Genomic DNA, 12488 nt, shown 5'->3' on the forward strand with positions numbered 1-12488 from the left:
CGATGGATTGATAGCATCAAATAGTAACAAAATAATGAAACAAAATTTAAGTATAGTATGGTTAAAAAGAGACCTTCGACTAACTGACAACGAAGCGATTACTAACGCCATAAATACTCAGCAACGTGTACTCCTACTCTATGTTTTTGAAGATTTTTTATCTAACGACAACCATTACAGTCAGCGCCACTGGGATTTTGTAAAACAATCCCTAGAGGATATAAACCAACAATTACAACCTTTAAATTCTAAGGTGCTAATCGTAAATAGTAACATAACTTCAATAATTAAACATATAAATAACACGTATAACGTCACAGACCTTTTTTCGCATAAAGAAACAGGTATCCATTCTACTTTTAAAAGAGATATCGCTTTCGCTGAATTTTGTAAGCATCAAAACATTATTTGGACAGAAAACGACAACAATGGTGTCCAACGCGGACTAACTAACCGAAATACATGGTATCAAAACTGGGATCACTACATGATGCAGGCAGAGTTTCGGTTTCATCCCAAACCTGAGCAATTACTAACGCCTCAACAAATTGAAACCCTTGAAAGTGAGCAATGCCTAATTTCCGTGAAAACGGTAAAAAATAGCACCTTTCAAAAAGGAGGCACCACTACAGCCTTTAAATACATGCAATCCTTTTATAATGGGCGCTATAAAAACTACATGTTCCATATCTCAAAACCACTAGAAGCCAGAACTGGTTGCAGTAGACTGTCACCTTATATTGCTTGGGGCAATCTATCCGTAAAACAAGCTATAAACGGCGCGTCAGATGTTGTAAAACACACGCAACACAAACGGCATTTAAATGCCTTTGTATCACGTTTACGGTGGCAAGCACACTTTATTCAAAAGTTTGAAATGGAACATCAAATGGAATTTAAAAGTATTAATAAAGGCTATCACCAATTACAGAAACCAGTTAACCTAGAGTTTCAAAAGGCATGGAAAACGGGACAAACAGGATTTCCGTTAGTCGATGCTTGTATGCGCTGTTTACAAGAAACAGGCTACTTAAATTTTAGAATGCGAGCGTTAGTCGTTTCCTTTTTTACGCACAATTTATGGCAACCTTGGCAAGATATGAGCGCCCATTTGGCGAGTTTATTTTTAGATTTCGAGCCAGGCATCCATTATCCGCAAATACAAATGCAAGCTGGAGAAACAGGCATAAATACGTTACGCATTTATAATCCTTTAAAAAATAGTGTAGAACACGATCCGAAGGGGGACTTTATAAAAAAATGGGTACCAGAATTAGCAAGCCTCGATCCTGCTTTTATCCATAACCCAAGTGAGATGTCTTATTTTGACCAACAGTTAACGGGGTTTGAGCTAGGCACAGATTACCCTTTTCCTATTATTCACGAAAAACAATCCAGAAAACAGGCTAGCGATTTACTTTGGAACTTAAAAGACAATCCTCTAGTCAAAAAAGAAAGTTATCGTATTTTAAAACGACATACATTAAGCGATAGAAATAGAATACCTAATAACCAATAAGTTACTTCTATTTTAATATAGAGAAATCTAATACGTTAAAAATTGTTTAACGTATATTGAAAAAGGTTAAACATTTTGTATATTTGATTAAATAATCAAAACAAAATCTATTGCTACTAAACACAACGCATACCTGTAAAGCAAATAAAGACCGTATTAACAGCCTTGTAGGGCCATCATTTACTTTACTTGATTCTATTAAATTAAGAGGTATTGGCTCTAAGCGTATGGTAGTTGATAAAGTTAGCCCAAACATGGCATCAATTTTGAATGTGGTTAGTGATACTAATTATGGAAATATAGAGTTAAGACCTAAAGGGATTTTAATACATGTTACTAAAGGCTTACAAAATTTTACTTGGGCTATACCCTATTATCAATTAGTGGTATATAAAACCAATGGATCTAGTATCCATGCTAATGGAAAATTTATGCACTTTAGAGATGATAAAACATTTAAGGAGAATAAAGCGTTTTTTGATAAACTGATGAATGAGAAGATAAAATATGACGAACAATTTAATTTTTCGCCCAATTAAATGAAACACGAATTTACAATAGAAGCATTGGATCGGATTATTGAAATGGCTTGGGAAGACCGGACGACTTTTGATGCTATAAAATTTCAGTTTGGTATTAAAGAACAAGAGGTTATAGATATTATGCGTCGCGAAATGAAACTAAGTAGTTTTAAAATGTGGCGACAAAGGGTACAAGGAAGACACACTAAGCATAGTAAAAAAAGACTGTTTGAAGAGGGGCGTTTTAAATGTTCTAGACAAAAACAAATTACACACAATAAAATATCTAAACGTTAGATATTACAAAAACTGCTTTGATTTGGTCTGTTAAACCAAATACAGCATTAAAAAGAGCACATGAACAAAGAACACACATTGACGGAAGAAAATAACAACAACCTAAACGGTATTGCTATTGATGATATAGGAGACGACCATCTCTACACAGGTTTAAAAACACCAATGAAAGCAGATGCTTTCAAGCTTTCTGACACAGAAAAAAAAGAAAAAATTGCGATACTTTTTGAAGAAATAATGGATGTTATTGGATTGGATTTAACAGACGATTCATTAAAAGGCACACCAAAAAGAGTCGCCAAAATGTACATTGATGAAATATTTTCCGGATTAAACCCCGAAAATAAGCCAAAAATTGCGTTATTTGACAACAAATACCAGTACAATCAAATGTTGGTGGAGAAAAATATTACTTTCTACTCCAACTGCGAGCATCACTTTGTACCCATTATAGGTAAAGCTCATGTAGCTTATATTTCTTCAGGGAAAGTTATAGGCTTATCTAAATTAAATAGAATTGTACAGTATTATGCTAAACGTCCTCAGGTACAAGAACGCTTAACAAACCAAATAGCAGAAGAGCTAAAAGCCACATTAAAAACAGATGATGTTGCTGTTATAATTGATGCCAAACACTTATGTGTATCGTCACGAGGTATTAAAGATGAATCTTCTGCAACAGTGACGACTTTTTATGGTGGTAAATTTAATACACCAGAAAAAATAGCCGAATTACAAAATTATTTAAAAGAGTAGCATTATGAGTATCGTAGACAAAGCAATAGAATTTTCAGAAAGAAAGCACAAGTTTATTACAACCAGCGATCGTATTCTTGCTTCAAGAGAAGCGAAGGATTTAATTCTTGGTGTTAATGAGCTTTACAAGGAAAACAAAGATCCAAAATTAATGGATATTATGAAGGCCTTAACTGTGATTAAACAGAAAATTGAAAAGCGATTAAAAGGAAGACCATCTGCAGCATAAGCTGTAGACAACTATCTAAATTACATATTAAGTGGTATTAATTAATAAGAGCAATCTTGTTGATACCACTTTTTTTATACCTAAAATCTAAAAAAACATGAAAAATTTAGTAATCATTGGAGGTAGTAAAGGTATTGGAAAAGCCATTACACAAACGTTTTTAGACACTCATAAAGTCAGTAATATTAGTCGTACTGCACCAGACTTTACGCATGACAACTTAACACATTACACCTGTGATATATTAACCGAAGACCTACCAGAACTGGACGAAGTAGATACATTAATTTATTGTCCTGGTAGTATAAACCTAAAACCCATCACACGATTAAAATTAGATGATTTTAGAGCTGATTTTGAAATTAATGTCATAGGTGCGGTAAAAGCGATTCAGCACTACTTAGCGCCATTAAAAAAAGGACACCAACCCTCTATTGTATTATTTAGTACTGTAGCAGCAAAATTAGGAATGCCTTTTCATGCTAGCGTCGCTGCTTCTAAAAGCGCAGTAGAAGGTCTTATTAAATCTGTTGGAGCAGAACTAGCACCAACGGTCAGAATTAATGGTATTGCCCCCACTGTTACGGACACAACTTTAGCCTCTAAATTATTACGTAACGAGAAAATGATTGAAAACATTACCGATCGTCATCCGCTTAAAAAGTTTTTAAACCCGCAAGAAGTTGCCGATATGGCTCAGTTTTTAACCTCAGAAAAAGCAGCCTCAATCTCTGGACAAATTTTTGAAATGGATTGTGGTATTGTTAGTTTTAAAATATAAATTATGAATCCATTTAAAGCCTTTGCTGCTACCCTGTTTTCTAAAAACACCTCCGCTATAGATTTGAATACGCTACCCAGTATTTATGATATTAGCATTAATAACTTACAAGGTAAACCTATCGATTTAAAAACCTTTAAGGGAAAACATATCCTATTTGTTAATGTGGCGTCAAAATGCGGATTTACACCACAATATAAAGCATTACAGGAGTTACAAGAAAATTATAGCGAGACGCTAACAGTCATTGGTGTGCCGTGTAATCAATTTGGAAGTCAAGAACCTGGTAATGCAGATGCTATTGAAGTCTTTTGCGAAGTCAATTATGGGGTCTCCTTTTTAATTACAGAAAAAATAGATGTTAAAGGAAAACAACAACACCCCTTATATGCTTGGTTAACTAAAGCTAGCAAAAATGGCAAAAGTAGTTCTTCTGTAAAATGGAATTTCCAAAAGTATATGGTTAGTCCAGACGGTAAACTATTAGACTACTTCTACTCTACTACAACGCCTAATAGTTCTAAAATTATTAAATATTTAAAATGAAAATACTAAAACCATTAGTCTTCTTTTTATGTATCAACTTTGGGAGTTTAGCGCTTGGAATTTATCTCATGGGTAATGGTCCATCATCCGATTGGTACACTAACTTAAATCGTGCACCTTGGACACCTCCAGGTTGGGTCTTTGGCGCCGCGTGGACCGTAATAATGATTTGCTTTTCGGTGTATTTAGCTTATTTATTTAATAAAAGTAATACACAACACCTTAAACTAGTCTTTTTGCTGCAAGTGTTTTTAAACAGTATTTGGAACTTTTTATTTTTTAATCAACACCTAATTCTATTAGGTTTAATAGCCATTAGCAGTTTAACCCTAGTCCTTTTTTATTTCTTTTTTAAGTATAAAAAAATCATAAACAATTTAAGCTATTTACTTCTACCTTATATGGTATGGCTATTAATTGCAACATCATTAAATGCATACATTTTATTAAATAATTAGACCCTAGTTATGAAAATATACCGATTACATAAAAAACAAAATTTACCAATTACAAAAGCGCAAGCTTGGGCGTTTTTGTCAGATCCTAAAAACTTAAAAACGATAACTCCAGAATACATGGGATTTAATATTTTATCTGGAGCGGATAGACCAATGTTTGCAGGTCAAATTATCCAATATATTGTCACACCTATCTTAGGTATCAAAACCAAATGGGTAACTGAAATCACACATACTAAAGACGGTGAATATTTTGTTGACGAGCAACGCTTTGGTCCCTACGCCTTATGGCACCATAAACATTTTATTAATGAAATTGATGGCGGTGTAGAGATGGAAGACATCATTGATTATAAAATCCCTATGGGTATTTTAGGCCAACTAATGCACCCGATATTAGTGAAACCTAAATTAGAAGAAATTTTTAATTATAGAACACACAAGTTAGAACAACTTTTTGGTAAATATTAATACATGAAAACACCTGTAAATATATTTTGGTTTAGACGCGATTTAAGATTAGATGATAATATTGGTTTTTATAATGCCCTACAATCTGAACATCCTGTACTTCCTATTTTTATTTTTGATTCCAATATTTTAGACCAACTACCCGAAGACGATGCACGCGTTTCTTTTATATTTGAAACGCTTCAAAAAATGCGTCGTACGCTTCAAGATAAACATGATAGTAGTCTTGCTATATTTTACGGCACGCCCGAAAATACTTTTAAGACCTTAGCAGAAAATTATACTATTGCTACCGTATTTACCAATCACGACTATGAGCCATATGCTACTACACGTGATTCCGGAATTAAAGCACAACTTTTAGAACAAAACATACAACTAAAAACCTTTAAAGATCAAGTTATCTTTGAAAAAGATGAGGTTGTAAAAAAAGATGGTAAACCGTATATGGTTTACACACCTTATATGCGCCTTTGGAAAGCAACCTTTAAAACGCAAGAATTAAAAATATACGACACAGCGCCTATACTAAATAACCTAGTATCCGACACCAAATTAACAAACGTTACTTTGACAGACATAGGTTTTGTACCGGCCACTCAAAATATAGAAGATTACACGGTTACCCCTGAATTAATTCAAAATTATGAAGCCACTAGAAATTTTCCTGCAAAAGATACAACATCCAAATTAGGCCCCCATTTACGTTTCGGAACAGTCAGTGTTAGAAAAATGGTAAAAAAGGCTATTGCCGAAAAGAATGAGATTTTCTGGCAAGAGCTAATTTGGCGCGAGTTTTTTATGCAAATTTTATGGCATTTCCCGCATACTTATAAAGATGCTTTCAAAGCTAAATACGACCGAATTGAATGGCGAAATAACGACGTCGAATTTAAGGCCTGGTGCGAAGGCAAAACAGGATACCCATTAGTTGATGCTGGTATGCGACAGCTTAATCAAACCGGTTTTATGCATAATCGCATCCGTATGTTAGTGGGCAGTTTTTTATGTAAGCACTTACTAATTGATTGGCGTTGGGGAGAAGCCTATTTTGCAGAAAAACTACATGATTTTGACCTCTCTAGTAATGTTGGAAATTGGCAATGGGTTGCCGGTTCTGGTGTTGACGCATCGCCTTACTTCAGAATTTTTAATCCAACAACACAAATTGACAAGTTTGATAAACAACATGACTACATAAACCAATGGGTACCAGACTATCAAGAATTAACCTATCCACAGCCCATAGTAGATCATAAAGAAGCCAGAGAACGTTGCCTAAAAGTATACAAAGCAGCCGTTAGTTAAAAACCAAAATCAGGAACAAAACTTCCTCATATCCCGTAATATTTAGGGGATATTTAGTACTTTAGTCACCATATAACTAGTTAGCAACAAGTGTGTAAATCAGCAAACTAAGTTTTTAAGCCAAAGTTTATTGTCTATTTAAAAAGGGGAATTCAGGTTGGTACGCTCTGAAAAAAATATATTCTTTTACCACATGTTTAATCAAAAAAGACAAACATATTAATTCTGAATTTTGGCTTGCCCGAAGTCGATTTTTGCATCGAAAATTTTAGCAAAAAGATCGCTTTTAGCTTTTTATAAAATAGCTAAACTCTGAGTTTGATTATAACAGAATCTAATCTTTACGGCTGAATATTATGAAAATGGATTTTCCCCGGTTTGTTTTTAAAGACAACAACTTAGAAAACCAAAGGACAAAGCTGAATTTTAAAAAAACAGAAAGCTGAATAACGGAATTAAACCAGTTGCTAACACCGCGCATAATTAATATGCTTGGTTTTTATTGTCGTGAAATTCTGCCGAATTTCACTAATGGTTAGTTTTTATTTGCTAAATTAGTGGCTTAACGTCGCATACTAATCATGCACAAACACGTTGGCAACAATTAAAACAAATCAGTACAATTAAAGTTTCAGAACTAAAAACATTATTCGAAAGAGTTATTGAAAAACTCGAAACGGAATACGGTACTGATACAGAAATGGAACTAAAAACTATAATTTACAGATTGATTCCAACCGAAAAGTGGAATAAGTTTGAGAAACCTGAAGATTGGTTTTCTGCATCTGAAATTGACCAAGGTGACTTACAAGACGATGTAATGGAATTAAAAAAAATAATTTCTGATAATGAACGTATTGCCACATTTGTAGATTTTGATAGACTTGCAAGTGTTTTGAGAGAAATAAGCCAAGTTGAAAACCCAATTGAATAGAGAAATGGGAAATAAACGAAAAGGTCAATTGACAACAGATTCTGAATGGCATAAACATTTAAGGAAAATTGGAAAACGATTTTTCTGGAAAGGAGAGCGAAATGCCGAAAAGAAAATGGTTAATGAAAACCTATCAGAAATTAATGATATGACTGAAATTCCCTCACTTACTTTTGACGAATTATTTGATCTAATTGAAGAAAATCGTTTTGAAAACCCGACTGACAAAAAAATTGCAGAAAAAATATTTGAAGCAGAAAGGGATTGGAAAATTACATCTCAGGAATCTTTAAACGATTTTATAATTGTACTTGAAACTGAAACTGGAGGAACTGTGACTAAAACAAGTCTCAAAAAACTCTTGAAAAAATATAATCGGAAAGATACTCAGTATGGTTGGGAAGCAGAAAGTGTTTGTTCTTTATTAGAAATTTTTGAACTGACTAAGGAAACTGATTTGAGAAATATATTTAGACAATTGGCTGAAGATAAAGTAACATAAAAACTATTGCCAACACCGTGTATAATTAATGGCTGGTTCTCGCCTACTTACGAAAATCCTCGCGGATTTTCTATTCAGTAATTATTTATTAAATTAGGTGCTTTAACACACCACTAATCATACACAAACACGTTGTATGCAATTTAAACAAAAACTATGAATACCTTTCTAAATCAAGAAGAAGCGACCTTTTATCATATTACAACAATAGAAAATTGGGAGGGAATTAAAATAAATGGATTCCATTCTACAGAAGGAAAAATTTTCGTTTCAAGAGTTGGTGAATTACCAATTTTATTAGCAATTGCTTTAGAACAACTACCTGAAATTTATGATACTGAAACTATTGTATTTCTAAAATTCCCTCAAAAGTTAAATAATTTTACTTCCAAAGAAATAATACAAGATAAACAAGCAGGAGTAGAATGGACTCAACCATTCCAAAACATTATTTTAAGAAAAAACATACCTATTGAAAATATTGAAATAATGAATATGATAGATATTGGAAATAATGATGAAATAAGAACATCACGAATGACTTGGTTAACACAAATAGCTAATTCAGGACAAAATAATTATAAGAATCATTGCATATTACAAAGAGCAAAAGAAATAAAATATTAATAAGTAATGACAGAGGAAACAAAAAAATATATAGAAACTTGGACAACCAAAATTTCATCATACAAAAATGATGATTTAGGCACGTTATTCGACAAATACACAGCTCTGTATACATTATACGATAGGCTTTACAATGAATCTTTCAAACAAATGAAAGAAAGTAATAATTTGACTAAATCTAGATACTCTGATTTCGAAAAAGCCACTAAATTAGTAGTTGATTTTAATTCTGCTACTGATATAGTTTCCAAATTAAAAGAGAATAATAATTTTGAGGATATTAATATAATTGCAGATTTAATTAGAAACGATATTTTTCACATAAATCTTGCTGACGGAGTTTCAAAAAAAGATATTGACATTGAATTGATGAATAATTTAGAGAATGAGAATCCAACAATTAAAGCTCAAGCTTCTGTTAGTACGATTTATAATGTTAGATGCAATATGCAACACGGAGAAAAACACTTTGAAGAGTCACAAAGAATGCTTCTTGAACCATTAATAAGAATATTAGAAACAATTGTGGAATTACAAAAAGAGAAATTAAAATAAAAACTGCATACAACACCGGTAACCGTTGCACAACCCCTTAAAAAAGCATAAAAACAGCTTAAAATCTTTGATTTTAAGCTGTTTTTAATTTTAATATGCCATACTTTCTCTAAAATGCAAGTGGCTTAAAACATAGTATTCGAAGGCTTATTAGGTGGTTTTTGGTGCTTTTAATAAAAGCAAGTAGTCCTGCTATACTTTCTGGTAAGTTTTTCATATATTTTAAATACTTTTTAAGATTATAGGCTGTTGCGGATAGATGCATACATTTATTAGCTTGTTTAATCCCAAGGGTATTCACTTTTCCCATGCCTAAAAACTGGGTTAATGTACCAAATACAGGCTCTACCGTGCTTTGTCGTTTTCCTTTCATATAGCTTCCTTTTTTACTGTCAACTCGTGCTATATTCCGTAGGTATTCTGCGCGGTAATACGTTACGGAAAATGACTTTTCTTGTGCCGTTTTGCTTAAACAAGCGCTTCGTATTGGGCAATCTATACAAAGTTTTTTTGAACCTCTATAGGCCTTCTTTTTGGTGTTGTTCTTCTTTTCGTAAAACACCTTTTTAAAGGGAATAATTTTCCCTTGAGGGCAGGTGTAGTGGTCTTCTTTTTCATTATAAATAAATTCATCTGGCCCTCCTTTAAAGGTGCCGTGTGGCGGAATGTAACTGGTAATATCCTGCTTTTCTAAAAAAGCATAATTCTCGCCACTACTGTAACCAGTATCCGCGAGACAGGTGTCTATGGTAAGACCAGATTGCCATAAGCGTCGTTTTACACGCAATACAATATCTGGTAAATGCTGACTGTCTTTGCCATCGGCATGATAGGCCTTGATATCACTTATTACATGATGTGCGGCATCTACCGTGAGTTGACTTGAATAGTTTAGCTTTCTTGCTTTTCCTGGTTTTACACTTATGCGAGCATCGGGATCGGTTGGACTATAATGCGTTTTATTACTCGTATAACGTGAGCCTTTATTTCCTGCTCCAGGACGATGGTTTTGATCTTTTGACCATTTTTTGTTTCGGCTTTTTATCGCTTGTAATTCCTGACGGCTTGCTGATAATTCTTGTTGCAATTTTGGGGCTTTATTAACTTTGGCTGATCGAAGTGGCACTGCTTTATCTCTATTGCTTATATGTCGTAAGGCGCGTAAATGAGCCTCTAAATCTTCCTCTGGTACTTTAAGCTCTAAACTATCCATCGAAGCGTTTGCTTTTACAGGTGCGGCGTCGATAACTTGGGTATGACCACTTACCATATGCATGTCTACGCACATTTTGAAAACATGAGTAAATAGATTTTCAAAAACTGACTCTGGGTACAGTTGATGTGTTCTACTTAACGTAGAATGCCATGGTAATTCTTCATCGATATCATAGCCAAGAAAATACAGAATATCCAGTCGAAGACTACAATGTAACACCAATTTTCTATCGCTGGTGATATTCTCTAAATAACCAACTAAACAGAATTTGAAAAACACCACGGGATCTAAACTTTTTTGTCCACAGTTTCCGTAATAGATTTTTGTTTGATTCCGTAGAAATTCTAAGTCTAAAATTTCTGATAATCGTCTATAAAAATTGTCTTGGGGAACCCGACGACTCAACTGGAAATTGTTGAATAATTTCTCTTGATATATTTTTGTGCCTTGCATTATTAAATATACGAAATTTCTATATCTTTAACAACACGTTGTGCAACAGGCACACCGTATATAATTTATTGCTGGCTTCTCGCCTACTTACGAAAGTCCTCGCGGACTTTCTTGGTCGGTAATTATTTACTAAATTAGTTGCTTAAACCACGCAACAAACCATATACGTATTCCAAGGTCAAAACCTAATTATTTAAAGACCTTTTTACTATGCTGCAAATTTTTGTAATTCGACATAAGGTGTTCCTCTTTTTACCACTGCGAAAGCTCTTGACAAAATCTTATTTCTAACATTATTTAAAGCTACCAGTTTTGGTTTACCTTCTGCAACTTTTTTCTCGTAATACTGTTTTAATTCTTTATCGCACTGTATTGCGCTAACACTGGCAAGTGTTAAGAGTGTTTTCATTTTCCGGTCTCCTATCTTATGAATTCTGTTTTTCCGGTAAATACTGGTTCCTGAACTGTGCTCAAAAGGAGCTACACCACAATAACTTGAAAACTGACGCCAACTATCAAATCGCTTAAAATTGTTCGTGTGGTATAACAATTGACATGATAATATTAGACCAACCCCTTTTAAGGTATTTAAAAGTTGATAATTCTTTTCCAATAACTCATCACTTCGTATTAGTTTTTTAATACTTTGCTCAAGTGTTGTAATTTGTTTTGTTAGATAATGAATCATCTTTTTGACAATTATACAACAATCATCAGTCGATGGACTACTAAGCAAGGTCTGCATTTCTTTAAGACTACTCATCTTACCTGTACGGTCTCGTACTAACTGTTCTCTAAAGGATAACAAACGTCCTAACTCTTGAATATCTTGCGCTTTTGGACTACTTAGAGTCAACTCTTCTTTGTAAAGCCATGCATATCTCGCAATCATTGCGGAATCAAGCTGATCTGTTTTTCCTCTAACAATTCCAGAAGATCGTTTAATGGTCAAAGGACTTTCTTCTACATAATCTATGTTGTTTTCTGATAAATAAACACTAAGATTTGTAGAGTAATGACCTGTATTCTCAAAACAGAAAAAACAGAGGTCTTTACCAAGGTGCTTTTCGACCCAAGATAATAGGGCTTTGTAACCTTTTGAAGTATTGGAAAACACACGGTGAACGCCTCTATTATAAATATGTGCATCAATTGTTAATTTAGATACATCAATACCGATAACATCTACATATTTTTTCATATTTTTAAATATTGTTCCTACTCAAAGAGGAATGATTAATAAATGTTGCTATGACTATCACCTTTATTAGGAAGTGATTCCTGGTATTCCAAATGGTCCTAAAGCAACCTAAGA

General features: G+C 33.5%; 16 protein-coding genes. 14 read left to right on the plus strand and 2 right to left on the minus strand.

What is annotated here, in order from left to right:
• Positions 1 to 34 precede the first annotated feature (34 nt).
• The 14 genes from E9099_RS00120 to E9099_RS00185 all read left to right on the plus strand — a co-directional run bounded on the left by E9099_RS00120 (position 35) and on the right by E9099_RS00185 (position 9504).
• Positions 35 to 1519, plus strand: coding sequence for a cryptochrome/deoxyribodipyrimidine photo-lyase family protein (locus tag E9099_RS00120; RefSeq protein ID WP_136581747.1), 1485 nt, complete (start codon positions 35 to 37; stop codon positions 1517 to 1519).
• A gap of 110 nt (positions 1520 to 1629) precedes the next feature.
• Positions 1630 to 2058 (plus strand): hypothetical protein, encoded by a 429-nt coding sequence (locus E9099_RS00125; protein ID WP_136581748.1) that lies wholly within the window; start codon positions 1630 to 1632, stop codon positions 2056 to 2058.
• A complete protein-coding gene (locus E9099_RS00130; RefSeq protein WP_136581749.1) occupies positions 2059 to 2337 on the plus strand; it encodes a TIGR03643 family protein in 279 nt (92 codons plus the stop codon). It begins immediately after the preceding gene.
• Between the two features lie 60 nt (positions 2338 to 2397).
• On the plus strand, positions 2398 to 3093 hold the full coding sequence (gene folE / locus E9099_RS00135; RefSeq protein WP_136581750.1) for a GTP cyclohydrolase I FolE: 696 nt from the start codon (positions 2398 to 2400) through the stop codon (positions 3091 to 3093).
• A gap of 4 nt (positions 3094 to 3097) precedes the next feature.
• Positions 3098 to 3322, plus strand: coding sequence for a hypothetical protein (locus E9099_RS00140; RefSeq protein ID WP_090840613.1), 225 nt, complete (start codon positions 3098 to 3100; stop codon positions 3320 to 3322).
• Between the two features lie 97 nt (positions 3323 to 3419).
• A complete protein-coding gene (locus tag E9099_RS00145; protein ID WP_136581751.1) occupies positions 3420 to 4103 on the plus strand; it encodes an SDR family NAD(P)-dependent oxidoreductase in 684 nt (227 codons plus the stop codon).
• 3 nt (positions 4104 to 4106) lie between these two features.
• Positions 4107 to 4649: a glutathione peroxidase gene (locus E9099_RS00150; RefSeq protein WP_136581752.1), complete on the plus strand. Its 543-nt coding sequence runs from the start codon at positions 4107 to 4109 to the stop codon at positions 4647 to 4649.
• Positions 4646 to 5107: a TspO/MBR family protein gene (locus E9099_RS00155; protein WP_136581753.1), complete on the plus strand. Its 462-nt coding sequence runs from the start codon at positions 4646 to 4648 to the stop codon at positions 5105 to 5107. The genes E9099_RS00150 and E9099_RS00155 overlap by 4 nt, the downstream gene beginning before the upstream one ends.
• A 9-nt stretch (positions 5108 to 5116) precedes the next feature.
• Entirely contained in the window at positions 5117 to 5578 is a 462-nt protein-coding gene (locus E9099_RS00160; protein ID WP_136581754.1) for an SRPBCC family protein, read from the plus strand.
• A 3-nt stretch (positions 5579 to 5581) separates the two neighbouring features.
• Complete coding sequence (locus tag E9099_RS00165) at positions 5582 to 6886, plus strand: cryptochrome/photolyase family protein (protein ID WP_136581755.1); 1305 nt, start codon at positions 5582 to 5584, stop codon at positions 6884 to 6886.
• A gap of 700 nt (positions 6887 to 7586) precedes the next feature.
• Complete coding sequence (locus tag E9099_RS00170) at positions 7587 to 7820, plus strand: hypothetical protein (protein ID WP_136581756.1); 234 nt, start codon at positions 7587 to 7589, stop codon at positions 7818 to 7820.
• A 4-nt stretch (positions 7821 to 7824) separates the two neighbouring features.
• Positions 7825 to 8322, plus strand: coding sequence for a hypothetical protein (locus E9099_RS00175; RefSeq protein WP_136581757.1), 498 nt, complete (start codon positions 7825 to 7827; stop codon positions 8320 to 8322).
• A gap of 156 nt (positions 8323 to 8478) precedes the next feature.
• Positions 8479 to 8949 carry a hypothetical protein gene (locus E9099_RS00180; RefSeq protein ID WP_136581758.1) on the plus strand — a complete coding sequence of 157 codons (471 nt, stop codon included), beginning with the start codon at positions 8479 to 8481 and terminating at the stop codon, positions 8947 to 8949.
• 6 nt (positions 8950 to 8955) lie between these two features.
• On the plus strand, positions 8956 to 9504 hold the full coding sequence (locus E9099_RS00185; RefSeq protein WP_136581759.1) for a hypothetical protein: 549 nt from the start codon (positions 8956 to 8958) through the stop codon (positions 9502 to 9504).
• Between the two features lie 109 nt (positions 9505 to 9613).
• On the opposite strand, the gene E9099_RS00190 is transcribed toward E9099_RS00185, so the two are convergent.
• Both E9099_RS00190 and E9099_RS00195 read right to left on the minus strand, forming a co-directional pair.
• A complete protein-coding gene (locus tag E9099_RS00190) occupies positions 9614 to 11173 on the minus strand; it encodes an IS1182 family transposase (protein WP_136581760.1) in 1560 nt (519 codons plus the stop codon).
• Positions 11174 to 11381: 208 nt separating this feature from the next.
• A complete protein-coding gene (locus E9099_RS00195) occupies positions 11382 to 12374 on the minus strand; it encodes an IS110 family transposase (protein WP_136581761.1) in 993 nt (330 codons plus the stop codon).
• Positions 12375 to 12488: the final 114 nt, after the last annotated feature.

The organism is Psychroserpens sp. NJDZ02 (assembly GCF_004843725.1).
Taxonomy (GTDB): Bacteria; Bacteroidota; Bacteroidia; order Flavobacteriales; family Flavobacteriaceae; genus Olleya.

What these genes read in the sequence shown, in the direction of transcription:
- E9099_RS00120 (WP_136581747.1), top strand. Translation starts at nt 35, where the DNA reads ATGAAACAAAATTTAAGTATAGTATGGTTAAAAAGAGACCTTCGACTA.
- E9099_RS00130 (WP_136581749.1), top strand. Translation starts at nt 2,059, where the DNA reads ATGAAACACGAATTTACAATAGAAGCATTGGATCGGATTATTGAAATG.
- folE (WP_136581750.1), top strand. Translation starts at nt 2,398, where the DNA reads ATGAACAAAGAACACACATTGACGGAAGAAAATAACAACAACCTAAAC.
- E9099_RS00140 (WP_090840613.1), top strand. Translation starts at nt 3,098, where the DNA reads ATGAGTATCGTAGACAAAGCAATAGAATTTTCAGAAAGAAAGCACAAG.
- E9099_RS00145 (WP_136581751.1), top strand. Translation starts at nt 3,420, where the DNA reads ATGAAAAATTTAGTAATCATTGGAGGTAGTAAAGGTATTGGAAAAGCC.
- E9099_RS00150 (WP_136581752.1), top strand. Translation starts at nt 4,107, where the DNA reads ATGAATCCATTTAAAGCCTTTGCTGCTACCCTGTTTTCTAAAAACACC.
- E9099_RS00155 (WP_136581753.1), top strand. Translation starts at nt 4,646, where the DNA reads ATGAAAATACTAAAACCATTAGTCTTCTTTTTATGTATCAACTTTGGG.
- E9099_RS00160 (WP_136581754.1), top strand. Translation starts at nt 5,117, where the DNA reads ATGAAAATATACCGATTACATAAAAAACAAAATTTACCAATTACAAAA.
- E9099_RS00165 (WP_136581755.1), top strand. Translation starts at nt 5,582, where the DNA reads ATGAAAACACCTGTAAATATATTTTGGTTTAGACGCGATTTAAGATTA.
- E9099_RS00170 (WP_136581756.1), top strand. Translation starts at nt 7,587, where the DNA reads ATGGAACTAAAAACTATAATTTACAGATTGATTCCAACCGAAAAGTGG.
- E9099_RS00175 (WP_136581757.1), top strand. Translation starts at nt 7,825, where the DNA reads ATGGGAAATAAACGAAAAGGTCAATTGACAACAGATTCTGAATGGCAT.
- E9099_RS00180 (WP_136581758.1), top strand. Translation starts at nt 8,479, where the DNA reads ATGAATACCTTTCTAAATCAAGAAGAAGCGACCTTTTATCATATTACA.
- E9099_RS00185 (WP_136581759.1), top strand. Translation starts at nt 8,956, where the DNA reads ATGACAGAGGAAACAAAAAAATATATAGAAACTTGGACAACCAAAATT.
- E9099_RS00190 (WP_136581760.1), bottom strand. Translation starts at nt 11,173, where the DNA reads ATGCAAGGCACAAAAATATATCAAGAGAAATTATTCAACAATTTCCAG.
- E9099_RS00195 (WP_136581761.1), bottom strand. Translation starts at nt 12,374, where the DNA reads ATGAAAAAATATGTAGATGTTATCGGTATTGATGTATCTAAATTAACA.